This is a genomic window from Uruburuella testudinis (assembly GCF_022870865.1).
In the GTDB taxonomy this organism is placed as follows: Bacteria; Pseudomonadota; Gammaproteobacteria; order Burkholderiales; family Neisseriaceae; genus Neisseria; species Neisseria testudinis.
The window spans coordinates 854,899-878,020 of the sequence record NZ_CP091508.1 but is presented as its reverse complement, the minus strand read 5'-3'; the positions used below and the strand labels follow the sequence as shown (position 1 = coordinate 878,020).

Annotated in this window: 24 protein-coding genes; 18 read left to right on the top strand and 6 right to left on the bottom strand. The window is 56.0% G+C overall.

From position 1 onward, the window contains the following. Positions 1-54: 54 nt before the first annotated feature. The 8 genes from LVJ83_RS03970 to dapC all read left to right on the top strand — a co-directional run bounded on the left by LVJ83_RS03970 (position 55) and on the right by dapC (position 8,736). A complete protein-coding gene (locus LVJ83_RS03970; protein WP_244786519.1) occupies positions 55-1,722 on the top strand; it encodes an ABC transporter ATP-binding protein/permease in 1,668 nt (555 codons plus the stop codon). Between the two features lie 222 nt (positions 1,723-1,944). Then, positions 1,945-2,178, top strand: coding sequence for an NGO_0222 family membrane protein (locus LVJ83_RS03965; protein ID WP_244787644.1), 234 nt, complete (start codon positions 1,945-1,947; stop codon positions 2,176-2,178). Next, positions 2,171-2,776 carry an RdgB/HAM1 family non-canonical purine NTP pyrophosphatase gene (gene rdgB / locus LVJ83_RS03960; RefSeq protein WP_244786517.1) on the top strand — a complete coding sequence of 202 codons (606 nt, stop codon included), beginning with the start codon at positions 2,171-2,173 and terminating at the stop codon, positions 2,774-2,776. Before LVJ83_RS03965 ends, rdgB begins: the two co-directional genes overlap by 8 nt. A 168-nt stretch (positions 2,777-2,944) precedes the next feature. Next, a complete protein-coding gene (gene hemW, locus LVJ83_RS03955) occupies positions 2,945-4,120 on the top strand; it encodes a radical SAM family heme chaperone HemW (RefSeq protein ID WP_244786515.1) in 1,176 nt (391 codons plus the stop codon). 382 nt (positions 4,121-4,502) lie between these two features. Then, entirely contained in the window at positions 4,503-4,892 is a 390-nt protein-coding gene (locus LVJ83_RS03950; RefSeq protein ID WP_244786513.1) for a RidA family protein, read from the top strand. A gap of 74 nt (positions 4,893-4,966) precedes the next feature. Continuing rightward, positions 4,967-5,794 (top strand): symmetrical bis(5'-nucleosyl)-tetraphosphatase, encoded by an 828-nt coding sequence (locus tag LVJ83_RS03945; protein WP_244786511.1) that lies wholly within the window; start codon positions 4,967-4,969, stop codon positions 5,792-5,794. 429 nt (positions 5,795-6,223) lie between these two features. Next, the gene (locus LVJ83_RS03940) at positions 6,224-7,405 is read left to right on the top strand and encodes an NAD(P)H-dependent flavin oxidoreductase (RefSeq protein WP_244786509.1); all 1,182 of its coding nucleotides are present in this window, start codon (positions 6,224-6,226) and stop codon (positions 7,403-7,405) included. A 143-nt stretch (positions 7,406-7,548) separates the two neighbouring features. Continuing rightward, complete coding sequence (gene dapC / locus LVJ83_RS03935; RefSeq protein WP_244786507.1) at positions 7,549-8,736, top strand: succinyldiaminopimelate transaminase; 1,188 nt, start codon at positions 7,549-7,551, stop codon at positions 8,734-8,736. A gap of 80 nt (positions 8,737-8,816) precedes the next feature. On the opposite strand, the gene xseA is transcribed toward dapC, so the two are convergent. Beyond that, on the bottom strand, positions 8,817-10,172 hold the full coding sequence (gene xseA / locus LVJ83_RS03930) for an exodeoxyribonuclease VII large subunit (protein ID WP_244786505.1): 1,356 nt from the start codon (positions 10,170-10,172) through the stop codon (positions 8,817-8,819). A 105-nt stretch (positions 10,173-10,277) separates the two neighbouring features. Here xseA and lpxK point away from each other — a divergent pair, with 105 nt between their 5' ends. The 5 genes from lpxK (at position 10,278) to LVJ83_RS03905 (ending at position 13,545) form a co-directional block, all read left to right on the top strand. Further along, positions 10,278-11,297: a tetraacyldisaccharide 4'-kinase gene (gene lpxK, locus LVJ83_RS03925; protein WP_244786503.1), complete on the top strand. Its 1,020-nt coding sequence runs from the start codon at positions 10,278-10,280 to the stop codon at positions 11,295-11,297. A gap of 13 nt (positions 11,298-11,310) precedes the next feature. Then, positions 11,311-11,493 (top strand): Trm112 family protein, encoded by a 183-nt coding sequence (locus tag LVJ83_RS03920; RefSeq protein ID WP_244786501.1) that lies wholly within the window; start codon positions 11,311-11,313, stop codon positions 11,491-11,493. Next, positions 11,490-12,257, top strand: coding sequence for a 3-deoxy-manno-octulosonate cytidylyltransferase (gene kdsB, locus LVJ83_RS03915; protein WP_244786499.1), 768 nt, complete (start codon positions 11,490-11,492; stop codon positions 12,255-12,257). The genes LVJ83_RS03920 and kdsB overlap by 4 nt, the downstream gene beginning before the upstream one ends. Positions 12,258-12,650: 393 nt before the next feature. After that, on the top strand, positions 12,651-13,298 hold the full coding sequence (adk, locus tag LVJ83_RS03910; RefSeq protein ID WP_244786497.1) for an adenylate kinase: 648 nt from the start codon (positions 12,651-12,653) through the stop codon (positions 13,296-13,298). 106 nt (positions 13,299-13,404) lie between these two features. Further along, complete coding sequence (locus LVJ83_RS03905) at positions 13,405-13,545, top strand: hypothetical protein (protein WP_244786495.1); 141 nt, start codon at positions 13,405-13,407, stop codon at positions 13,543-13,545. A gap of 155 nt (positions 13,546-13,700) precedes the next feature. On the opposite strand, the gene LVJ83_RS03900 is transcribed toward LVJ83_RS03905, so the two are convergent. The 4 genes from LVJ83_RS03900 to LVJ83_RS03885 form a co-directional block, all read right to left on the bottom strand. Beyond that, complete coding sequence (locus LVJ83_RS03900) at positions 13,701-13,985, bottom strand: hypothetical protein (RefSeq protein WP_244786493.1); 285 nt, start codon at positions 13,983-13,985, stop codon at positions 13,701-13,703. 1,409 nt (positions 13,986-15,394) lie between these two features. Then, the gene (locus LVJ83_RS03895) at positions 15,395-15,613 is read right to left on the bottom strand and encodes a tautomerase family protein (protein WP_244786491.1); all 219 of its coding nucleotides are present in this window, start codon (positions 15,611-15,613) and stop codon (positions 15,395-15,397) included. Between the two features lie 97 nt (positions 15,614-15,710). Beyond that, entirely contained in the window at positions 15,711-16,877 is a 1,167-nt protein-coding gene (locus LVJ83_RS03890) for a YbfB/YjiJ family MFS transporter (RefSeq protein WP_244786489.1), read from the bottom strand. A gap of 507 nt (positions 16,878-17,384) precedes the next feature. Continuing rightward, entirely contained in the window at positions 17,385-18,428 is a 1,044-nt protein-coding gene (locus LVJ83_RS03885; protein WP_244786487.1) for a Gfo/Idh/MocA family oxidoreductase, read from the bottom strand. A 330-nt stretch (positions 18,429-18,758) separates the two neighbouring features. Here LVJ83_RS03885 and rbfA point away from each other — a divergent pair, with 330 nt between their 5' ends. The 5 genes from rbfA to LVJ83_RS03860 all read left to right on the top strand — a co-directional run bounded on the left by rbfA (position 18,759) and on the right by LVJ83_RS03860 (position 22,188). Beyond that, a complete protein-coding gene (gene rbfA, locus LVJ83_RS03880; protein ID WP_244786485.1) occupies positions 18,759-19,130 on the top strand; it encodes a 30S ribosome-binding factor RbfA in 372 nt (123 codons plus the stop codon). Between the two features lie 47 nt (positions 19,131-19,177). After that, positions 19,178-20,092, top strand: a complete 915-nt coding sequence (gene truB, locus LVJ83_RS03875) for a tRNA pseudouridine(55) synthase TruB (protein ID WP_244786483.1) — start codon at positions 19,178-19,180, stop codon at positions 20,090-20,092. Between the two features lie 293 nt (positions 20,093-20,385). Continuing rightward, positions 20,386-20,655: a 30S ribosomal protein S15 gene (gene rpsO, locus LVJ83_RS03870; RefSeq protein ID WP_244786481.1), complete on the top strand. Its 270-nt coding sequence runs from the start codon at positions 20,386-20,388 to the stop codon at positions 20,653-20,655. Positions 20,656-20,752: 97 nt separating this feature from the next. Then, positions 20,753-21,349: a glutathione S-transferase N-terminal domain-containing protein gene (locus tag LVJ83_RS03865; RefSeq protein WP_244786479.1), complete on the top strand. Its 597-nt coding sequence runs from the start codon at positions 20,753-20,755 to the stop codon at positions 21,347-21,349. Positions 21,350-21,354: 5 nt separating this feature from the next. Then, complete coding sequence (locus LVJ83_RS03860; protein ID WP_244786477.1) at positions 21,355-22,188, top strand: shikimate dehydrogenase family protein; 834 nt, start codon at positions 21,355-21,357, stop codon at positions 22,186-22,188. 344 nt (positions 22,189-22,532) lie between these two features. Here the strand turns inward: LVJ83_RS03860 and LVJ83_RS03855 are convergent, their stop codons facing one another. After that, complete coding sequence (locus tag LVJ83_RS03855; protein ID WP_244786475.1) at positions 22,533-22,997, bottom strand: universal stress protein; 465 nt, start codon at positions 22,995-22,997, stop codon at positions 22,533-22,535. Positions 22,998-23,122: the final 125 nt, after the last annotated feature.

The window sequence follows — 23,122 nt, the reverse complement described above, 5'->3', positions numbered from 1 at the left end:
TTCAGACGGCCTCAAGCCAAACCGACAACACCAAACTGAAAACACCAAACGCTTATGAAAACCCTGCTCACACAATTTAACTGGTTTCTCAAAGACTACTGGCTCAAACGCAGCCATTTTTCCTCATGGCTGTTGCTGGCCGTATTGGTCGGCCTCGGCCTGGCCGTGGTGGCCATCAACGTGCACATCAACGAATGGAGCAAAACCTTTTACGACACCCTCACCGCTTTTGAAGCCGACAAGCTCTACGGCCTGATCGGAGAATATCTGATTTATATCGCCATTTTCGTGGTGTGCGCCGTTTACCGCGCCTGGTTGCGCAAGCTGCTGATTATCCGCTGGCGCAGCCATCTTACCGAGCAGTTTACCGGCCAATGGCTGAGCCGCCGCGCCTTTTACCGCATGTCGCTCAACGACCATACCGACAACCCCGACCAACGCATCGCCGAAGACATCAATGTATTCGTGTCGCGCACCATCGAGCTGTTTATTTCGCTGATTACCAATCTCGCGCAGCTGTATTCATTTCTGGTGATTTTGTGGAAACTCTCCGGCACCCACACCTTTCACATTTTTGGCCACAGCCTGACCGTTACCGGCTATCTGGTGTGGCTGGCCGTTGCCTACACCCTGGCCGGCAGCATCATCACCCAGCTTGTCGGCCAAAAACTGCACCGCTTCAACTATAACCAGCAGCGCTTCGAGGCCAACTTCCGCGCCTCACTGCTGCGCAAACACGACCATGCCGAACAAATCGCCCTTTACGGCGGCGAAGCCAAAGAACAGGCCGGCCTGCGCCGCGAATTTCAAGACATCATCGGCAACTGGCGCAAACTCATGAACAAAGAGCGCGATTTAGGCTTTTTCACCACCGCCTACGACCGCTTCTCGCTGATGCTGCCGGTGCTCGCTTCAGTGCCGCTGTTTATGGCCAAAGCCATCACCCTCGGCGGCCTGATGCAGATCCGCAGCGCTTTCAGTGCCGTGTTCAACTCACTGAGCTGGTTTGTATTTGCCTACAGCATCCTGCCCGAATGGAGCGCCAGCCTGCAACGTTTGAGCCAGTTCCGCCAAACCGTCGAACGCGAACAAAAGCAAGACAAACCCGTGCTCGAAGGCCGCGAATTAAGCTTTAACGGCCTAAACCTCTACACCCCCGCCCGTATTCCCGTGCTCAGCAACATCCAAGGCCGCATCCGCCCCGGCGCATGGACCCGGCTCGCCGGTCCCAGCGGTTTGGGCAAATCCACCCTGTTGCGCACCATCGGCGGCTTATGGTCGCATTACGACGGCCAATGGCAGCAAAGCCCCGGCAGCCGCCTGCTGCTGCCGCAAAAAGCCTATATCGGCAACGGCACACTGGCCGAGGCTCTGAGCTACCCCAACGAGCCGGCCGCCAGCGATGCCGTCTTGCACGAGCTGCTCGAAGCCGTCGGCCTGGGCAGCTGGAAAGCCCACCTCAACAGCGCGCTCAACTGGGCGCAAACCCTTTCCGCAGGCGAGCAGCAGCGCCTCGCCGTTGCCCGTGCCCTGCTCAGCCGCCCCGACTACCTTTATCTCGATGAAAGCACCAGCCATCTCGATGAAACCGCCGCCCGCGAAGTGTTAATGCTGATCAAACAACGCCTGCCCGATACCACCGTGGTGATGGTCAGCCATCAAAGCAGCCTTGCCGACATCTATGATGAGGTTTTAGACTTGAGCCGCTTCAAAGCCGCTTGAGCCGGCCTTCAAACAGCTGCAACACAACAAGGCCGTCTGAAAACCTTCAGACGGCCAATTGCAATACTCACACCTTGTTGCAAAATATTATTTGAAAAACAATATACTAACTTTAAAAACACACAGCCGCCAACCATATCGACACGGCAGCACCACACGGTAGTGGCGCTCAGGCGGTTATAGGCTATAATGGCCGCTCCGGCCAACCACCCCGCACCCACCATGAGCGCACGCAAAACCTATCTCATCGCCATCGCCCTGTTTACCCTGTTATTTATGGCGCTGATTCTGCTCGGCAGCTGGCTGCTTTCTATCGAAAGCCGCCAATACGCCGTTGCCTGTTTTCTGTTTGCCTTTGGTGCCGTCTTCGGCCAAGTCGGCTCTCTGGCGCTGTATGCCCGCGAAGCCGCCCGCGATAAAGCCCGCTTGGCGGCACAAGGAGCGCGCCGTGTTTGATGAAATTGTTCTCGCCAGCGGCAACGCAGGCAAACTGAAAGAATTCGGCCGCTGGTTTGCCGAGCGCGGCGTGCGCGTATTGCCGCAAGCCGATTTTGACGTGCCCGAATGCCCCGAGCCGCACGTTACCTTTATCGAAAACGCCCTCGCCAAAGCCCGTCACGCCGCCAAACACAGCGGCAAACCCGCGCTGGCCGACGATTCCGGCATTTGCGCCCATGCGCTGAGCGGCGCGCCGGGCATTTATTCCGCCCGTTTTGCCGGCGAACACCCGAAATCAGATGCCGCCAACAATGCCAAAATGTCTGCCGAGCTGGCCGGAAAAGCCGACCAAAGCGTGTATTACGTTTGCGTGCTGGTATTGGTGCGCCACGAAAACGACCCGCAGCCGATCATTGCCGAAGGTATCTGGCGCGGCGTTTGGCAAGCAGAAGCAGCAGGCGGCAACGGCTTCGGCTACGACCCGCATTTTTACCTGCCCCAACACGATTGCACCGCCGCCGAACTCGCGCCTGAAATCAAAAACCAAATCAGCCACCGCGGCTTGGCTTTAATTGAATTGAAACAGAAAATCGATTGGCTCTATCCGCAAGCTTAGGGTGTCCTGACGTATCGTTTACAAAGGAATTTTTGTTCCTGCAAATGCAGATGCCAGAAAAACGCAACAGATGCGTTTTCAAGAGCAAAATACCCATAAATCGAATGGCCAAGATATCCTAGTCACCAAGGCCGTCTGAAACGTTCAGACGGCCTCAATAAAGAAAACATGTCATCCATTACCTTTCAAAAACCCGGCACACTGACCGCCCTGCCGCCCTTGTCGCTCTATATCCACATTCCGTGGTGCGTAAAAAAATGCCCGTATTGCGACTTTAATTCGCATCAGGCCAAGCGCGATTTGGCCGAAACCGCCTATGTTGATGCGCTGCTGACCGACCTGCAAACCGAGCTGCCCAACATCTGGGGGCGGCCGGTGGAAACCGTGTTTATCGGCGGCGGCACACCCAGCCTTTTTCAAGCGGCCTCGATTAACCGCCTGCTCAACGGCGTGCGCGCCTTGGTCAACCTGCAACCGCAGGCCGAAATCACGCTCGAAGCCAACCCCGGCACCTTTGAAAAAGAGAAGTTTCAAGGCTTTAAAGAGGCGGGCGTCAACCGCCTGTCGATCGGCGTACAGAGTTTCAACAACCACGCTTTGCAGGCGCTGGGACGCATCCACAACCGCGACGAAGCGCTCACCGCCATTGATACCGCCTTGAATCTGTTTGACAAAGTGAATATCGATTTGATGTATGCGCTGCCCAGCCAAAGCGTTCAGACGGCCTTAACCGATGTGCAAACCGCCATCGCCGCCGGTGCCGCCCACATCAGCGCCTATCACCTCACCATGGAGCCGAACACGCCTTTCGGCCACACGCCGCCGCCGAACCTGCCCCACGACGAAGCCGCGCAAGACATTGAAGATGCGGTGCATGCCGCGCTGCTGAGTGCCGGATTCCAACACTACGAAACTTCCGCCTTTGCCAAGCCCGGTCAAGCCTGCCGCCACAATCTCAATTATTGGCAGTTTGGCGACTATCTCGGCATCGGCGCAGGCGCGCACGGCAAAATTTCCTATCCCGGCCACATCGAGCGCACCACCCGCCGCCGCCATCCCAACGATTATCTGGCCGCCATGCAGAGCAATCCGCCAACCGCCATCGGGCGCAAACCCATCGCCGCCGAAGATTTGGCATTTGAATTTATGATGAACGCGCTGCGCCTCGCCGAGGGCGTGCCTTCGGTTTTGCTGCAAGAGCGCACCGGCATCAGCCCCGCCCAAATCGCCGCCCAAATTCAAACCGCACAGCAAAAAGGCCTGCTCGATAAAGACCCGCTTTATTTCAGGCCGTCTGAACAGGGCAAACGTTTTTTAAATGATCTGCTGCAATGTTTTTTGTAATACCCATTCGCCAAAGTAAGCAAACAAAGCAGCGAGCTGAAAACAGCACAGATAGCACAACAAAGCAGGCCAACGCCGTTAGCTTATTTTTATGAATCGGCATACGCCAATGTTTTCTTGTCATCCGAATGCAGTAAACTTTCAGACGGCCTCAAGCATTCATACCCATTCACCAAAGCAAGCTGACAAGGCGGCGAGCCGAAGACAGTACACACATACGGGGCTGGTTGACTTGGCGCTTCAGCGACCAGTCCTCTTCGAGCTCAGGCGAGCCAACGCTGTTAGGTGATTGTTGTGAATGGGTATCAGGCCGTCTGAAACATAGTCAAACCCCAAGATTTATACGATAATCGTTCCACCACTTATCCGAAGGAAACCCGTTATGGCCAAAACCATCATCCACAGCGACAACGCCCCCGCCGCCATCGGCGCTTACTCACAAGCCGTGCGCGCCGGCAACACTGTTTACATGAGCGGCCAAATCCCGCTCAACCCCGCCGACATGACTGTGGTCGGCGACGGCGACTTCCGTGCCGAAGCACACCAAGTGTTTAAAAACCTGCGCGCCGTGGCCGAAGCCGCCGGCGGCTCGCTCGACGACATCGTAAAAGTCAACGCCTACCTCACCGATTTGGGCAACTTCGCCGTTTTCAACGAAGTGATGGCCGAATATTTCGCCCAACCCTTCCCCGCCCGCGCCGCCGTCGGCGTGGCCGCCCTGCCCAAAAACGTGCAGGTCGAAGCCGAAGCGGTATTGGTGTTAAACTCATAATCTTTTTCAGACGGCCTTTGCGATACAAACAGGCCGTCTGAAAACCATTTCCCCTCAAGCATTAAAGAATTTTTATGGCACATTATGCAATCGGCGATTTGCAGGGCTGCTACGACGAACTCGAAGCGCTGCTGGCCAAAATCGGCTTCAACCCCGGCAACGACACCCTCTGGCTCACCGGCGATATCGTCAACCGCGGCCCCAAATCGCTGCAATGCCTGCAATTTGCCATCCGACACGAAAGCAGCGTGCAAATCGTGCTCGGCAACCACGACCTGCACCTGCTCGCCGTGGCTTACGGCTACGGCAGAATCAAACGCAGCGACACCCTCACGCCGATTTTAGAACACCCCGAATGCCGGAAAATGCTCGACTGGCTGCGCGCCCAACCGCTGATGCTGCGCCACGGCCGGCACGTAATGGTGCATGCCGGGCTGCTGCCGCAATGGCGCATCGAAGAGGCCGAAAGCCTCGCCCGCGAAGTGGAAGCCGAGCTCTCCGGCAACCGCGCCGAGGGTTATTTCGCCCACATGTATGGCAACAAACCGCGCCAATGGCAGCCCGAATTGAGCGGCTACGACCGCCTGCGCGTCATCACCAACGCCTTTACCCGCATGCGCGCGCTCACCTACGACAACGCCATCGACTGCGATTTCAAAGCCGGCCTTGCCGACATGCCCAGCGGCCTGCGCGCCTGGTTTGAAGCGCCCGACCGCCAAAACCTCAGCCACACCATTGTGTTCGGCCACTGGTCGGCCTTAGGCTTTCTCAACAACAACGGCGTTATCGCGCTCGATACCGGCGCACTTTGGGGCGGCGAGCTGACCGCCGTCAACCTGGCCGATCACGAAATCACCCAAATCGCTTCCGGCAGCGAATTAAGCTGGCAAACCGCTTTATAACGCACCGCCGCCACACCGCGAACACCTGTCATCTCATCGGGTTATAATGGCCGGTCAACCGATATTGCCGTGCCGGGCGGCGCCACAGTTTCAGACGGCCTACAGTTTGCTGAATACCGTCGCGGCAACAAATGTTCCGGAAAATGCAGAGGCCGGGCGTTGTTTACGCCGCCAATAACCATCAGAAGCAATAATGGCCGTGAGTCGGATGAGCAGAAATGCCATGCCGCCGACTTGTATACCACACCCCAAACCAGAAGCAAATATTTGTTTTATAAAATTATTATTAAACACATACCAAATTTTACAGCTTGTTGGCAAAAAAACTATAGTTCTACTCTAATTCCAACAAATTTTAGAGTATAATCCCTACTGAAATTAAACCACACAGCACACATCAATATATAAAGCTACAAAAGGAAACCCCTCATGCAACACAGCTTCGACCCTCTGATTATCCGCGGCAAATCACTGATACCGATTGTGCAAGGCGGTATGGGCGTAGGCGTATCCGCATCCAAATTATCCAGCGCCGTGGCCCGCGAAAACGGCGTCGGCACTATTGCCAGCGTCGATTTGCGCCACCTGCACGATGATTTGCTGGCCGAATCGAAAATCAACCCCACCGAAGCCAAATACGACAAACTCAACCGCATCGCGCTCGACCGCGAAATCACCAAAGCCAAAGCCGATTCCGAAGGCCGCGGTATGATTGCGGTCAACGTGATGAAAGCGGTAAAAGACCATCAGGCATTGGTGCGCCAAGCCTGCGAATCAGGCGCCGATGCCATCGTGATGGGCGCCGGCCTGCCGCTCGACCTGCCTGAAATGGCCGAAGGCTATCCCGATATCGCCCTGCTGCCGATTCTTTCCGAATCGCGCGGCATCAACATCGTGCTCAAACGCTGGATGAAAAAAGGCGTGCTGCCCGATGCCATCGTTATCGAACACCCCGCCCACGCCGCCGGCCACCTCGGCGCAATGACGGTAGACGGCGTTAACGACGAAAAATTCGAATTCAAGCGCGTGATTGAAGAAACGTTTGAAGTGTTCAAAAAACTGGGGCTGGAAGGCGAAAAAATTCCGCTGGTACTCGCCGGCGGCATGGCCAACTTCCAAAAAATTCAGACGGCCTTGAAAGACTGGGGCGCCTCCGCCGTGCAAATCGGCACCGCCTTTGCCGTTACCCACGAAGGTGATGCGCATCTCAATTTCAAAAAAACCCTCGCCGGTGCCGACACCGAACAAGTGGTGGAATTTATGTCCGTTGCCGGCCTGCCTGCCCGCGGCGTAAAAACCAAATTTCTCGAAAGCTACCTGAAGCGCGAAACCATTCTACAGGCCAACGCCAAAGCCGACCAACGCCGCTGCACCCAAGGCATCAACTGCCTTTCTGTTTGCGGCCTGCGCGACGGCCTCGAAAAAGTCGGCCAGTTTTGCATCGATTTGAAGCTGGCCGCAGCCTGGCGCGGCGAAGTCGACAAAGGCCTCTTTTTCCGCGGCAAAGACCCGCTGCCCTTCGGCAAAACCCTGCGCAGCGTGCAAGAAACCGTGCATTACCTGCTCAGCGGCGAAATGCCGCTGGAAATGCCGCTGCAAAAACAAGCCTGATTCAGGGCCGGGGCGCCCAACCTTGCAAAGGCCGTCTGAAAGCGCAATCCAGTTTTTCAGACGGCCTTTTTATCATCAGAAAACACGCCGGGCAGGCTAAAAATGTTAAGATAGCCGCTTGAACCATTCAGAATACAAACCGCATGAATCCGCTACTCAACCAATTGCAACCCTACCCTTTCGCCCGTCTGCGCGAAGCCATGCAAGGCCTTGACGCGCCCGCCGGCATCACGCCCGTGCCGCTGCACATCGGCGAACCCAAACATGCCACCCCCAAAGTGATTACCGATGCGCTCACGGCTTCTTTAAGCGAATTGGAAAAATACCCGCTCTCGGCCGGATTGCCCGAATTGCGCCAATCCTGCGCCGATTGGGCAGCCCGTCGCTACGATGGTTTGCAGCTTAACCCCGACACCGAAATCCTGCCCGTGCTCGGCAGCCGTGAAGCACTGTTTGCGTTTGCACAAGTGGTGCTCGACCCGACTTCAGACGGCAAAGACATCGTGGTCAGCCCCAACCCTTTTTACCAGATTTACGAAGGCGCGGCGCTGCTGGGCGGTGCAAAAATCCGTTTTGCCGACTGCCACGCGCCCGATTTCCTGCCCGACTGGTCGCAAATCGACGCAGAAACCTGGCAGCGCACCAAGCTGGTATTCGTGTGTTCGCCCAACAACCCCAGCGGCAGCGTGATGCAGCTTGAGCATTGGGCAGCGCTGTTTGCCCTGCAAGACCGCTATGGTTTTGTGATTGCTTCCGACGAGTGCTATTCCGAAATCTATTTCAGCGGCAACAAGCCCATCGGCGGCCTGCAAGCCGCTGCCGAATTGGGGCGCGGTAACAAAGGCATCGTGATGTTTACCAGCCTGTCGAAGCGCTCCAACGTGCCCGGCCTGCGCTCGGGTTTTGCCGCCGGCGATGCCGCTTTGCTGAAAGCCTTTTTGCTCTACCGCACCTACCACGGCAGCGCCATGAGCGTGCCGGTGCAGCGCGCCAGCATCGCCGCCTGGAACGATGAAACCCATGTGGCGGAAAACCGCCGCCTGTATCAGGAAAAATTTGATAAAGTCGTGCCGATTCTGCAACAAGCGTTTGATGTGCAGATGCCTGATGCTTCGTTTTACATTTGGCTGAAAGTGCCCGACGGCGATGATTTGGCCTTTGCCAAAACGCTGTGGCAAAAAGCCGCGATTCAGGTGTTGCCCGGCCGCTTTCTCGCCCGCGATACCGAACACGGCAATGCCGGCGCCGGCTATGTGCGCATCGCCCTGGTGGCGGGCGCCGCCGAATGCGTGCAAGCCGCCGAAACCATGGTGGCGCTGTATCCGCGCTGATGTGTTGCAATCAATAAACGAAAGGCCGTCTGAACGAAAATGCTTTCAGACGGCCTTTGCATGATTCAATCAAACCCGCATCACGAATAATCAAACAAATCCGGCTGCGCCTGTTCGCGGGTAACGCGCACATCGGTTTCGCCGTCGGCAAACACAATGTGCAGCTTCTGCCCCTGCTTTAACAGATGCGCACTGCGCACCACCTGCCCGCGGCTGTTTTTCACCACGCTGAACCCACGCTCGAGAATCTGCTGCGGCGACACCGCTTCAAGCAGCGCGGCCTGTTTTTCCAGCTGCCGGCAGCGCTGCGTGAATAAAGCCTGCCAGCCCTGCTTCAAGGCCGTCTGAAAAGCCGCCAGCTCATTGGCCGCATGCGTAACGCCGGGGCGCAGGTGGGCAAGTTTTTGCCGTTGCTGCGCAAGCTGCTGGCTGTTGAAGCGATGGTGGTTTTGCATGGCAAAACGCAGGCTTTGCTGCACCGCCGCCACCGATAATTTCTGTTCGTCCAGCTTTTGCTGCGGATGGCGCAGCTGGCGTGTCAGCCAATCGAAGCGCTGGCTGGCATCGTAATAGCGCTGCTGCAACACATTTTTCAATTGCGTTTCAAGCTGCCGCAGCTTTTGCAGCGATTCGGCACGGTTGGGGCTGACCAATTCAGCCGCTGCGGTGGGGGTGGGCGCGCGCATATCGGCCACAAAATCGGCCAGCGTAAAATCGGTTTCATGCCCCACACCGCTGACCACCGGAATGGTGCAGGCCTCAATCGCCCGCACCACCACTTCTTCATTAAATGCCCACAAATCTTCAATACTGCCGCCGCCGCGGCACACAATCAATACATCGGCTTCTGCACGCTCCGAGGCCGTCTGAACCGCTTGCGCAATCTGCATTTCACTGCCCGCACCCTGCACCGGCGCGGGATACACAATCACAGGGATTTCCGGCGCCCGCCGTTTTAAAGTCGACACCACATCGCGCAAGGCCGCCGCCGCGGTGCTGGTTACAATGCCGATAACACGCGGATGAGCCGGCAGCGGCCGTTTGCGCTCGGCCGCAAACACCCCTTCGGCCTGCAATTGGGCTTTAAGCTTTTCATACGCTTCATAAAGCCGCCCCAGCCCTTTCAGGCGCACTTCGCTGACCGTAATCTGAAATTCGCCGCGCGCTTCGTAAATACTGATTTTGCCGCTCAATTCGATATGGTCGCCCTCTTTCAACGGCGCGGCCAGTTTGGCGGCGGCACCTTTAAACAAGGCACAACGCACCTGCGCGCGCTGATCTTTGAGCGAAAAATAATAATGGCCGCTGGCGGCACGGGTGAGGTTGGACACTTCGCCCGCCACCCACAGGCCGAACAGGTTTTGTTCAAGCAGGTTTTTGGCCAACGCATTCAATTCGGATACAGAAACGGCGGCAGGGGCAAAAAGTTCAGACATGGCGGGCAACATCATCAAAACAGAAAACGTCGATTATAAGGCTTTTCAGACGGCTGTTGATACGCTTGTGGTAATATCTTTATTTTCAGGCCGTCTGAACCCTTCATGCGCAAACCGCACCAAATCATCGAGCGCCACTGGCAACAACCGCAACCGCTGTTCACAGCATTGCTGCGGCCGTTGTCGCGCCTGTTTCAAACGGTTTACCGGGTGCGCCGGTATTTATATCAAACAGGCCGTCTGAAGCGTGAAAAACTGCCGGTGCCGGTGGCGGTGGTGGGCAATATCCATGCCGGCGGCACGGGTAAAACGCCGATTACCGCCGCCTTGGCCGCCGCTTTGCAGGCGCGCGGCATCAAAGTGGGCATCATCAGCCGCGGCTACGGGCGCCGCAACAGCGGCGTGCATGTATTAACCCGCGCCAGCACCGCCGCCGATGCCGGCGACGAACCGCTGATGCTCTACCGCCAAACCGGCGCACCCACAGCAGTGGGCAGCCGCCGTGCCGAAGCAGCAAAAGCCCTGCTGGCCGCGCATCCGCACATCGAATTATTGCTTGCCGACGACGGCCTGCAACATTACGCCTTGCAGCGCGACATCGAAATCGCCGTATTTCCCGCCGCCGACATAGGCCGGCACGATTTGGATTTGCTCCCCAACGGCGGCCTGCGCGAGCCCTTGTCGCGCCTGCACAGCACCGATGCGGTAGTGGTCAGCGGCTGTCGCGGCCATATTGACAAGGCTTATTTCAGGCCGTCTGAAAACATTTTCACCAGCCATATTGAAAACGGCCGCATTTACCGCCTGCACCGGCCCGATATATTATTGGATACAGGCCGTCTGAAAAACCGGCGCGTAGCGGCTGTGGCCGGTATTGCCAAGCCCGAGCGTTTTTTCCAAAGCCTGGCCGCCATCGGCATCACCGTTCACGAAACCCTGGCATTGCCCGACCACGCCGCCATCACACCCGCCGACCTGCCCGCAGCCGATATCGTTATCATTACCGAAAAAGATGCGGTGAAACTGGCGGATTTTGATGCCGATAATGTGTGGGTATTGCCGGTTTGTGCGATAATCCAACCTGATTTGGCGGCGTGGGTTGCAGGCCGTCTGAACCTGAAATAAAGAAAGAAACCGCATGGAAAAGAAATTTTTAGACATCCTCGTCTGCCCCGTCTGCAAAGGCGCGCTCGAATACAAACCAGCGCAACAAGAATTGTGGTGCCGCCAAAGCAAGCTGGCCTACCCGATTAAAGACGGCATTCCGTTTATGCTCGAAAACGAAGCACGCGCATTGAGTGAAGAGGAGCTGCACGCATGACCGCGTTTACCGTTTTGATTCCCGCCCGCCTCTCGTCTTCACGGCTGCCGGGCAAAGCGCTGGCCGACATCCACGGCAAACCGATGGTGGTGCGCGTGGCCGAACAAGCCCGCAAAAGTGCGGCCGAACGCGTGGTGGTCGCCACCGACCATGCCGATATCGCCGCCGAGTGCGAAGCGCACGGCGTAGAAGTGGTGATGACCGCCGCCACCCACGAAAGCGGCACTACCCGCCTGGCCGAAGCCGCCGCCGCCTTGAAACTGCCCGCCCACACCATCGTGGTGAATGTGCAGGGCGACGAGCCGCTGATCGACCCGCAGCTGATCAACCGCACCGCCGAAGTGCTGGTGGAAAACAATGTGCAAATGGCCACCGCCGCCCACGAAATTCATGATTTCGACGAATTCGCCAACCCCAACGTGGTAAAAGTGGTGCTCGACAAAAACCGCAACGCGCTCTATTTCAGCCGCGCCATGATGCCTTTTCCGCGTGATCCGATGCGCGAAGGCCGGCGCGAACTGCCGGCACAAGCCGCACCGATGCGCCACATCGGCATTTATGCCTACCGCGCCGGCTTTTTGCAACGCTATGCCGAAATGGCCGTATCGCCGCTGGAAAACATCGAATCGCTCGAACAACTGCGCGTGTTGTGGCACGGCCATCAGATTGCCGTAGACATCGCCGCCGAAGCACCCGCCGCCGGTGTAGACACGCAGGAAGATCTAGACCGCGTGCGCGAAGTGTTTCAGACCAGCGTGAAATAAACGATTCAGATGAAAATAAATCAAGCCATGGTTGCCGCATTGGTTTATTGATAAGCAGTTGCGCCCAAATGATTCCCGCACGGCTATCGCTATGGAGCACCGGGCGATAGCCGCTTCCATGAAAATCTGCTGCTAAACAATGGTGTGCTGATGCCTTCCGGCTATTTTGTGATGAAGCAGATTGTCCGCTGCAAGATGCAACACGAAGCCGTGCCGAATACTGCTCAAGATTAGGGCGTCCTGATAATATATGCAGACATCGGGGGAAATTAATGCAGTCAAATTATTTTGATGACGGCATAAAGCTTTTCAGACGGCCTATAAACGTATTAATATCATCTCAGCAGATACGCTTCCCATTTAATATTTTTCCACATTGTTAAGGAACCACACATGAAAGTATTACTGCTCGGCGCTCCCGGCGCAGGCAAAGGCACTCAAGCACAATTCATCACTGCTGCCTTCAACATCCCGCAAATCTCCACCGGCGACATGCTGCGCGCCGCCATCAAAGCCGGCACACCGCTGGGGCTGGAAGCCAAAAAAATCATCGATGAAGGCGGCCTGGTGCGCGACGACATCATCATCGGCATGGTAAAAGAGCGCATTGCCCAAGCCGATTGCGCCAACGGTTTCCTGTTTGACGGCTTTCCGCGCACACTCGCACAAGCCGAAGCCATGGTGGAAGCCGGCGTGGATTTGGATGCTGTGGTAGAAATCGACGTGCCCGACGAAGTCATCGTCAACCGCATGAGCGGCCGCCGCGTACACCTGGCTTCAGGCCGCACCTACCACATCGCCCACAACCCGCCCAAAACAGAAGGTAAAGACGATGTAACCGGCGAAGAGCTGATTCAACGTGATGACGACAAAGAAGAAGTGGTGCAAAAACGCCTGGCCGTTTACCACGAGCAAACCGAAGTGCTGGTGGGCTTTTACAGCCAACTGAGCGGCGAACACGCACCGAAATACATCAAAGTCGACGGCACGCAAGCAGTTGAAAGCGTGAAAACACAAGTCTTGGCCGCATTGGGCAAATAAGCTTTTCAGGAAGCCTTAGGGCTTCCTGACCATTCGATTGATGAGCGCTTTTTGTCCCTCATCAACAACACATCAGGATACCCCAGGGTATCCTGATGTGTTGTTGATGAGGGGATTTTTGCCTCTGGAAATGCAGATGCCAAGCAAAAAACGCAGTAAAGTTGAACATCTTGCGAGGTTTACTGAAACGGTAGATGCGTTTTCAGAAGCAAAGACCACCCATCAATCGAATGGGCAGGATATCTAGCTTGCTCAAACGGTAAGATTGGCGGGAAAAACAAACGCCGCCCCAAACACCGCAACGGCAAAAAACACGCAACGGCAAACACAACAGCAACCGAATTCCCTCTCCCGTGGGAGAAGGTTAGGGAGAGGGCACAAGCCGCAAGGCTTGCATAACGGTCAGGCCGTCTGAAAATGATAGTGGAAAGCGCAATAAAGCAAACCTGCGGTTTGCCGCCCTCTCCCCAGCCCTCCCCCACAGGAGGGAGCCAGGTTGCTGAAACGGTAAGATTGGCGATAAAAACAAACGCCGACCAAAATGCGCAACGGCAAAAAACGCGTAACGGCAAACACAACAGCAACCGAGTTCCCTCTCCCGTGGGAGAGGGTTAGGGAGAGGGCACAAGCCGCAAGGCTTGCATAACGGTCAGGCCGTCTGAAAATGATGATGGCGCAATAAAGCAAACCTGCGGTTTGCCGCCCTCTCCCCAGCCCTCCCCCACAGGGGAGGGAGCTAGGTTGCTGAAGCGGTGAGATTGGTGGGACAAACAAACGTAGGTCAAAGCGCGCAACGACAAAAACGTGCAACGGCAAAAAACAACGGCAACCGAGTTCCCTCTCCTGTGGGAGAGGGTTAGGGAGAGGGCACAAGCCGCAAGGCTTGAATAACGGTCAGGCCGTCTGAAAATGATGATAGCGCGATAAAGCAAACCTGCGGTTTGCCGCCCTCTCCCCAACCCTCCCCCACAGGGGAGGGAGCCCGGTGGCTGAAGTGAGTAAGATTGGCAGGAAAACAAACGCTGACCCAAACACCGCAACAGCAAAAACAACAGCAACCGAATTCCCTCTCCCGTGGGAGAGGGTTAGGGAGAGGGCACAAGCCGCAAGGCTTGAATAATGGGCAGTCTGAAAATGATGGTAGCGGAAAGCACAATGAAGCAAACCTGCGGTTTGCCGCCCTCTCCCCAGCCCTCCCCCACAGGGGAGGGAGCTAGGTTGCTGAAGCGGTGAGATTGGTGGGACAAACAAACGTAGGTCAAAGCGCGCAACGACAAAAACGTGCAACGGCAAAAAACAACGGCAACCGAGTTCCCTCTCCTGTGGGAGAGGGTTAGGGAGAGGGCACAAGCCGCAAGGCTTGCATAACGGTCAGGCCGTCTGAAAATGATGATGGCGCAATGAAGCAAACCTGCGGTTTGCCGCCCTCTCCCCAGCCCTCCCCCACAGGGGAGGGAGCCAAGCACTGAAACGGTAAGATTGGCGGAAAAACAAACGCCGGGAAAAATGCACAATGGCAAAAACACGCAACGGTAAAAAACGCGCAACGGCAAAAACAACAGTAACCGAGTTCCCTCTCCCGTGGGAGAGGGTTAGGGAGAGGGCACAAGCCGCAAGGCTTGAATAATGGTCAGGCCGTCTGAAAATGATGATGGCGCAATGAAGCAAACCTGCGGTTTGCCGCCCTCTCCCCAGCCCTCCCCCACAGGGGAGGGAGCCAAGCACTGAAACGGTAAGATTGGCGGAAAAACAAACGCCGGGAAAAATGCACAATGGCAAAAACACGCAACGGTAAAAAACGCGCAACGGCAAAAACAACAGTAACCGAGTTCCCTCTCCCGTGGGAGAGGGTTAGGGAGAGTGGCACAAGCCGCAAGGCTTGCATAACGGTCAGGCCGTCTGAAAATGATGATAGCGCGATAAAGCAAACCTGCGGTTTGCCGCCCTCTCCCCAACCCTCCCCCGAAGGGGAGGGAGTCAAGCGGCTGAAGCGGTAAGGTTGGCGGGAAAATAACGCCGGCCAAAATGCGCAACGGCAAAAACACACAACGGCTTATTTTTACATAGCCATCAACGCTTTTAGACGGCATCCTGCGCTATTTCTTCGCCGCCGCAGCCTTGCGCACTTCTGTAATCGTTTTACCGCCCAAGCCGTAATTATCCATGTCGATTTCTTCAATCACCACCACCGTGGTGGCCGGATTTTTATTCAGCACCCGCGCCAGCAGCTCGGTCACACCGGCAATCAGCTCTGCTTTTTGCTCGACAGTCGGCGCCTCATTGCCGCCGGTTACTTTCATATTAACATAAGGCATTTTCTTCTCCTTGATGATGCAGACAATACCGATCCAAAAAAATACGCCGACCAAACAGAGCTGAACCCTGCAATCAGATGATTTTCCCAAACAGGTATCAAACACGGCCTAACTTCGGCCGACACAATACCGCCGCCACCCACAGGGCAACGGCGGCAAACACCAGCGAGCCGGCAAACGAGCCGCTGTAATCAAAAATCGCATTGGCCGCAATCGGGCCGACAATTTGGCCGATACCGTAAGCAGCCGTCATCACCGCCAGCATATTGAAATTCACATGCGTTGAAAGCTGGCGCGCCGCCGGCATGGCAATCGTTACCGTGCCCATAAATGTGCCGCCCACCAATATCGCACTGCCCAAATACGCCCACAACGATTGGTGCAACACCGGCAGCAGCACGCCGAAACCCTGCAACAGCAGATTCAATGCCAAGCTGATGCGCACACCGAAACGCAGATTAATGCGGTGCCACAAAAAACACGACGGCACCGCACCGAGGCCGAATGCCGCCCAAACATGAATCGGCGCCGCACCACCCAACGCACCGCTGATTAACACCGGCAGATAAGTTGCCGTGATGATGTAGCCCAAACCCGCCAAGCCGTAAACCGCGATTAACAGCCACGGGCCCGCAAACGCCGCCGCTGTTGCCGCCGCCGCGCCCGGCTTCGGCACAGCCTGCGGCAACGGCAAATCACGGCGCGACCGCCACAGCACCGCGCAAGCAAACAAAGCCAACAGCAAAGCGACAGCGGCCAGAGCGCGCCAAATCAGCAAACTGCCCCAACCCGGCACAGCGCCGAGCGCAATCAGCTCTGCCGACAGAAAAATCCCCATGCCCACGCCGGCATACAGCAACGGCGCACTGTGCGGCCGCCCCATATATTGCAACAGCCACAGCGAGCCGGCCACCATCGCCACCGCGCTGAACACTCCGGCCAAACCGCGGTTCAACACCACCGCCCATACCGTATCCGTCCAACCCAGCAAAGCCAGCGCCGCCACGGTTGCCAACAAAGATGCCACCGCAGCCGGCACCGCATGGCGCACACTCAATTTGGCCATCGCCAACGCGCCCGCCAGATAGCCCGCATAATTGGCTGAAGCCGCCCACGAGCCGCCGGCAATGGTTAAAATCTGTTCGTTTACCATCAAAGGATACAGCCCGGTAAAGGCAAAGCGCCCAAAGCCCATGCCGACTACCAAAATGATGGCGGCCGCCACATCTGCCGGCCAATTGTGCAACAGTTTTGCAGATTTCATAAACACCTTTATCCGGGCTTTCCGAAAGATGAAATAGATTAACGGTTATGATGATATCAACAACAATCCTGCTTTGGCTATAAAAAAATTACATCAAACTACATTTTTTTTACAAGTGACATTGGCGGCGTTTGTAATAGAACGCTGAACACCGTCAAACTATCGTCAAATTCAACTCAATTGGCCACAAAAATCATTCATGCACACAGGCGTCAGTGCTTTAGATATAAGGTGAATTCTCAATAAGATAAGCCATAAGATATCAATCCTGCACGCGTTTACCCCAACCCGTTGGGGCGGATTAAGGCGGGGATAAAAACAGTGAAGGGCTTCTTTTGATACCCGATAATAGATATAACCGATGCAAACGAGGCCGTCTGAAAAGCTTCAGACGGCCTCATTAAAATCAAAACAAAACACAGTGCAGCTCACCCCCCCCGTCAGACAACGGGCAACACAGCCTTCAGGCCGTCTGAAACAATATTCAGATGCCAGCCCCGCCCCGGCTTACAGCTTTACCCGCGCCCCAAGCTCGGCACTCTGATACACTTTCTCCAACAAATCAAGCACCTGCGCCGCTTGGTCCGGCGTCACCGCCAAATCCGCCTTGCCGGTTAAAACATCATATAAATTGCGGTAAAACGCCCCATAATCTCCGGGCACGCTTTCCACACGGCTTCTCACGTGCATACCGTTGACTTCCGTATTCAATATGCCCCATTCGCTTTCCGGCTCGCGGTTCCAGCCGCTTTTCACCGACGCACCCGCCAACAGCAGCGGCTCCTGATTGTCGGCTCCGTATTTCACATAGGAGCCGCGCTTGCCGTGCAGGCTGAAAAACGGCCCGGCTTCGCGCACATATTTCCCTGCGGTCAAACACACTTTTTTACCGTCGGCATAGTAAAGCTGGATTTGAAAATAATCATCGCTCAGCGCCCCCTCATGCTGATGGCGCACATCGGCATAAAGTTCAGACGGCATACCGAACAAATCCACCGCCATATCGGCCAGATGCACGCCCAAGTCATACACCAGCCCCACGCCAGGCCCGCCGGTTTCTTTCCAACGTTTCTTGTTCAGCCCCGCCGCATAACGCTCGAAGCGGATGTCGCAATCCACCACCTCACCCAACATATCGGCCGCCAGCAGCTTTTTGGCGGTGAGCGGCGCGCTGTCCCAACGGCGGCTTTGATACACGGTCAGCACCACATTTTGCGCTTCGGCCAATGCCGCCAGCTCACGCGCCTCAGCCGCCGCGGCACAAAGCGGCTTTTCCACCACCACATGCTTGCCCGCCTGCAAAACCTGCCCGGCCAGCTCGAAATGAGTTTGGTTGGGCGTAGTAATCACCACCAAATCCACATCATCGGCCAGCAAACCGGCAAACTCACGCACCGTTTGCGCCTGCGGCAATTGCTCCGCCGCCCGGCTGCCGCTGCGCTCAAACACACGCGTAACCGTAAAACGGCCGTCAGCCGCCCAAAACGGCAAATGAAATACCTGTGCCGACATACCGAAACCGGCCAGCCCCACGCGGATTTGTTTGGTCATTGTTTTACTCCGAAATAAAATTTCATCAACATCAGGCATCAGGCTACTCCGATTTCCGTCCGCCCGAAAGCCCCGAAAAACAGTTATAATGGCTTCCATTCAAACACTAGGGTGTTCTGACCATTCGATTGATGGGTGCATTTTGCCCCAGAAAACGCATCTGTCGGGTTAAAAAGTCGCGTAAGATATCCACGCTTGCTGCATTTTTTACCTGGCATCTGCATTTTCAGCGGCAAAAATTCCCTCATAAACAACGTCAGCACTATATATAAGCATATAAGCCGTCTGAAAACTTTCAGACGGCACCACAATATCATAAAAGGAAACACCATGCGAAAACCCGCCCGCGGCTACGCCCGCGTCGACCGTGTCAAAGAACAAGTGATGCGCGAGCTGGCCGAGCTGATCCGCACCGGACTGAAAGATCCGCGTGCCGGCTTCATCACCATCAACGATGTAGAAGTCACCCGCGACTACAGCCACGCCACCGTTTACTACACCGTGCTCGACGATTCCACCCGCGAAGTGACCGCCGAAGCGCTCGAACACGCCAAAGGCTTTTTGCGCAGCGAATTATCCAAACGCATCACCGTATTCCGCACACCCGAGCTGCATTTCGAATACGACGAATCGGTGGCGCGCGGCATGAGCATTTCCCACCTGATTGACGAAGTGGCACAAGAAAAGCCGATCGAAGATTAAACCAATCATAAAGGCCGTCTGAACCTTTCAGACGGCCTTGCCCGCTTATGAACACACCCAAACACCCCAAACGCCCCGTAAACGGCGTGCTGCTGCTCGACAAACCGCAAGGGCTGTCGAGCAACACCGCATTACAAAAAGCCCGCCGCCTCTACCGCGCCGAAAAAGCCGGCCACACCGGCGTGCTCGACCCGCTCGCCACCGGCCTCTTGCCCGTGTGCTTCGGCGAAGCCACCAAATTCGCCCAATACCTGCTCAATGCCGACAAAGCCTACACCGCCACCCTCAAGCTCGGTGAAGCCAGCAGCACGGGCGATGCTGAGGGCGAAATTATCGACACCGCCCGCTCCGACATTGCCCTCGAAGAATTTCAGACGGCCTGCCAAGCGCTTACCGGCGCCATCCGCCAAGTGCCGCCGATGTTTTCCGCCCTCAAACACGAAGGCAAACCGCTTTACGAATACGCCCGCAAAGGCATCGTTATCGAACGCAAAGCGCGCAATATCACCATTTATTCAATCGACATCCGCGAATTTGCCGCACCGCAAGCCGTGATTGACGTGCGTTGCAGCAAAGGCACCTACATCCGCACCCTCAGCGAAGACATCGCCAAACACATCCACACCTTCGCCCACCTTACCGCCCTGCGCCGCACCGAAACCGCCGGCTTTACCATCGCCCAAAGCCACACCCTCGAAGCGATCGAAGCGCTCAGCGAAGCCGAACGCGATGCCCTCCTGCTGCCTTGCGATGTTTTGGTGCAACACCTGCCGCCAATCACGCTGGGCGATGAAGCGGTGAAAATGCTGAAATTCGGCCAACAACCCGCCCTCCATGCCGATATGCCCGCCGACACCCCGATTCGCGTGTATGCCGAGAGCGGCGAATTTATCGGCTTGGCAGATTATCAGGCCGAGCAAGGCCGTCTGAAAGCCGTGCGGCTGATGAATACTGCGGCGTAAACATCCGTTCCCAAACTCTCCGGCAGCGCAAGCCCTTCATGAAGCCGTTATACAGTGTGAGTGAAGTGAGACACTCCGCAAAACCTTTTGCAGCCGTCTGAAACGCTTCAACGCCCTTTTCAGACGGCCTTACCACACCTGCCCGAAAAACCTGCGGCAAAACGTGCAAACTGCCGCAACTTATGGCATAATTCGCGATTCGTTTGATGCATTCAAACGGATACAGGAGTTTGCACAGGTTGAGGCTTGGCAAACTTGTCCGCCGCAAGGCATTTATTTTCGGAGTTTTAAAAATGGCATTAACCGTAGAACAAAAAGCGCAAATCGTTAAAGATTTCCAACGCAAAGAAGGCGACACCGGCTCTTCTGAAGTGCAAATCGCATTGCTGACTTTCCGCATCAATGACCTGACCCCCCACTTCAAAGCCAACGCTAAAGACCATCACAGCCGTCGCGGCCTGTTGAAAATGGTTAGCCAACGCCGCCGCCTGTTGGCCTACCTGCGCCGCACCCAGCCGGACACTTACCGCAATGTGATTACCCGCTTGGGTCTGCGTAAATAATTTGTTTATGCAAAAAAAATGCCGCTTTTAAAAGAGCGGCATTTTTCATGCCCGAAAGTGCTACAATCAAACCCCATCCGCCCAAAGGAGCACTTCCATGCAACTTTACACCAGCAACGCCTCGCCCTACGGCCGCCTCTGCATCACCCGCGCCTGGCTGCTCGGCCGCAACGATTTACAACTCACCTTCATCGATCCGTGGCAGAATCCGCCCGAGCTCGAAGCGCAAAACCCTTTCGGCCAGATTCCGGTGTTGATAACCGACAGCGGCGAAGTCATCTACAACAGCCTGCTGATTTGCCAATACCTCGCCCCGCAAACATCAAACGCCGCCGAATTAAGCATCATCGGCTATGCTACCGCACTGCTCGACAACACCATTAATGCTTTCCGGCTGGAGAAAAAAGCCGGCGAAAACCGTGAGCATTTTCTGATTCAGCGCAATCTCAAAGCCGTTGCCCGCGCGCTGCCGCTGGCGCCCGCTTTTCACGCCGCCGGCCGCGAATGGCCGCAAGTGATGCTCGGCATCTGCCTGCTGACGTTAAAATTGCGTTATCCCGAAATTTTCAGCGCCCATGCCCGAGCCGACACCCAGCAAGCCGTAGCGGCTTTCGAACAGCTGCCCTTTATCCGGCAAACCAATCCCGAAGCGCTGGAAGCCTGCCAACCCGCCACCATCGGCGATATTGTCTGAACGGTATGCCCATGATTAACGGCCTCACCCGCGTGATTGCCCACATCGGCTACCCCACGCAAACTTTCAAATCACCGATGATTTACAACCCCTATTTCCAACAAGCCGGCATCAATGCCGTGGTGGTGCCGTTTGCCTGCCAAAGCAGCAACTACCCGGCTTTTCTGCGCGCCGTTTTCGGCAACCTCAACACCGCCGGCGCGCTGATTACCATGCCGCACAAAGTCAGCACCTTAAATCTGGTCGACCGCGCCTCCGCCACCGCACAAATCGCCGGCGCCTGTAACGCCGTGCGCTTAGGGGCAGACGGCCGGCTGGAAGGCGACATGTTTGACGGCGAGGGGTTTGTACGCGGTATCCGCCGCAAAGGCTTCGACGCAGCAGGAAAATCCGCACTGGTGATCGGTTGCGGCGGCGTCGGCTCGGCCATTGCCGCCTCGCTGGCGGCAGCCGGTGCCGGCAGCTTGATGTTGTTTGACAACCGCAACGGCACCGCTGCCGCATTGGCAGGCCGTCTGAAACAACATTACCCCGCCTTGCAGGTACAACACGGCCACAACGATGTGGCAGGCTTCGATTTGGTGGTCAACGCCACGCCGCTGGGCATGTATGCCGGCGATGCCCTGCCAACTGATGTCTCACACCTGTCGCCGCACACTTTTGTCGGCGAAGTGGTGTTGCAGGAAGAAATGACACCTTTTTTGCGCGCCGCCGCCGCCATCGGCTGCCGCCTTCAAGTCGGCACCGACATGCTGTTTGAGCAGATTCCCGCCTATCTGGAATATTTCAACCTGCCCACCACCACACCCGAAACCCTGCGCCGCCTGGCAACATTATAGTTTCGGCCAGTTGCCGCACGGCAACTATAGTGGAAGAAAGAAATGATACAAGGCAGCATGCCGCAGGCAAGACAGCTGGAGCGCCCTAACCATTCAGAATGACTCAGATTTTTTGTGATAAAAGCACAGATGTAAGACAAAAAACACAGCAAGATTGTGCATCTTGCGAGGCTTTTTAACACAGCAGATGTGCTTTTAGTGCAAACAAGATGTAGCACTTTTGAATTCATTTCACGATACAATGCGGCGCTATTTCCACCGATGTTTACGGCACAACAATAAACATGAGGCCGTCTGAAACAATGTTCAGACAGCCTCAAACCTATCGCAGACACGCTGCCGGTTTACTCTTCTTCATCTTCGCTGCGGATAACCAGCAGCGGCAGATGGCTTTGGCGCATCACGGTTTCGGCGAAGCTGCCCATCAAAAGGTGCATCAGGCCGGTGCGGCCGTGGGTGCCCAACACCAGCAGGTCGGCACCTTGCTCGTCGGCATAATCCACCAGCTCCTGCGCCATTTCGCGCGCGCCTTTGTTGGCCACCAGCAGATGTTTCTGAACAGTTTGCACGCCTTGCGCTTGAGCGCTTTTTTCAGCAAAATCGAGCACTTCGTTGCCTTGCGCCACAGCGGCGGCTTCGTAGCTTTCATGTTGCAGAAATTCCGGCGCCAATGCCATGTATTCGGCAGGATTGGCCACATGCACCAGCGTGAGCTGAGTGCCGCCGATGCTGGCCAGGCCGGCAGCGTGTTTCAATGCATTGAGGGAAGTCGCACTGCCGTCAACGGCCACAACTAAATGTTTATACATCTCTGTTCTCCTTTTTAACCCGGCCGCAATGGCTCAGACTGGTGTGCTCCCCATTCACAAAATCAGCGTACAAAGCAGCGGCCATACAGTCGGCGGGCCAACGCATTTCGTGCAAATGGGTATGA

Excerpts from the sequence above, each read along its gene's own strand:
- LVJ83_RS03970 (WP_244786519.1), top strand. The coding sequence starts at position 55 with ATGAAAACCCTGCTCACACAATTTAACTGGTTTCTCAAAGACTACTGG.
- LVJ83_RS03965 (WP_244787644.1), top strand. The coding sequence starts at position 1,945 with ATGAGCGCACGCAAAACCTATCTCATCGCCATCGCCCTGTTTACCCTG.
- hemW (WP_244786515.1), top strand. The coding sequence starts at position 2,945 with ATGTCATCCATTACCTTTCAAAAACCCGGCACACTGACCGCCCTGCCG.
- LVJ83_RS03950 (WP_244786513.1), top strand. The coding sequence starts at position 4,503 with ATGGCCAAAACCATCATCCACAGCGACAACGCCCCCGCCGCCATCGGC.
- LVJ83_RS03945 (WP_244786511.1), top strand. The coding sequence starts at position 4,967 with ATGGCACATTATGCAATCGGCGATTTGCAGGGCTGCTACGACGAACTC.
- LVJ83_RS03940 (WP_244786509.1), top strand. The coding sequence starts at position 6,224 with ATGCAACACAGCTTCGACCCTCTGATTATCCGCGGCAAATCACTGATA.
- dapC (WP_244786507.1), top strand. The coding sequence starts at position 7,549 with ATGAATCCGCTACTCAACCAATTGCAACCCTACCCTTTCGCCCGTCTG.
- xseA (WP_244786505.1), bottom strand. The coding sequence starts at position 10,172 with ATGTCTGAACTTTTTGCCCCTGCCGCCGTTTCTGTATCCGAATTGAAT.
- lpxK (WP_244786503.1), top strand. The coding sequence starts at position 10,278 with ATGCGCAAACCGCACCAAATCATCGAGCGCCACTGGCAACAACCGCAA.
- LVJ83_RS03920 (WP_244786501.1), top strand. The coding sequence starts at position 11,311 with ATGGAAAAGAAATTTTTAGACATCCTCGTCTGCCCCGTCTGCAAAGGC.
- kdsB (WP_244786499.1), top strand. The coding sequence starts at position 11,490 with ATGACCGCGTTTACCGTTTTGATTCCCGCCCGCCTCTCGTCTTCACGG.
- adk (WP_244786497.1), top strand. The coding sequence starts at position 12,651 with ATGAAAGTATTACTGCTCGGCGCTCCCGGCGCAGGCAAAGGCACTCAA.
- LVJ83_RS03905 (WP_244786495.1), top strand. The coding sequence starts at position 13,405 with ATGAGGGGATTTTTGCCTCTGGAAATGCAGATGCCAAGCAAAAAACGC.
- LVJ83_RS03895 (WP_244786491.1), bottom strand. The coding sequence starts at position 15,613 with ATGCCTTATGTTAATATGAAAGTAACCGGCGGCAATGAGGCGCCGACT.
- LVJ83_RS03890 (WP_244786489.1), bottom strand. The coding sequence starts at position 16,877 with ATGAAATCTGCAAAACTGTTGCACAATTGGCCGGCAGATGTGGCGGCC.
- LVJ83_RS03885 (WP_244786487.1), bottom strand. The coding sequence starts at position 18,428 with ATGACCAAACAAATCCGCGTGGGGCTGGCCGGTTTCGGTATGTCGGCA.
- rbfA (WP_244786485.1), top strand. The coding sequence starts at position 18,759 with ATGCGAAAACCCGCCCGCGGCTACGCCCGCGTCGACCGTGTCAAAGAA.
- truB (WP_244786483.1), top strand. The coding sequence starts at position 19,178 with ATGAACACACCCAAACACCCCAAACGCCCCGTAAACGGCGTGCTGCTG.
- rpsO (WP_244786481.1), top strand. The coding sequence starts at position 20,386 with ATGGCATTAACCGTAGAACAAAAAGCGCAAATCGTTAAAGATTTCCAA.
- LVJ83_RS03865 (WP_244786479.1), top strand. The coding sequence starts at position 20,753 with ATGCAACTTTACACCAGCAACGCCTCGCCCTACGGCCGCCTCTGCATC.
- LVJ83_RS03860 (WP_244786477.1), top strand. The coding sequence starts at position 21,355 with ATGCCCATGATTAACGGCCTCACCCGCGTGATTGCCCACATCGGCTAC.
- LVJ83_RS03855 (WP_244786475.1), bottom strand. The coding sequence starts at position 22,997 with ATGTATAAACATTTAGTTGTGGCCGTTGACGGCAGTGCGACTTCCCTC.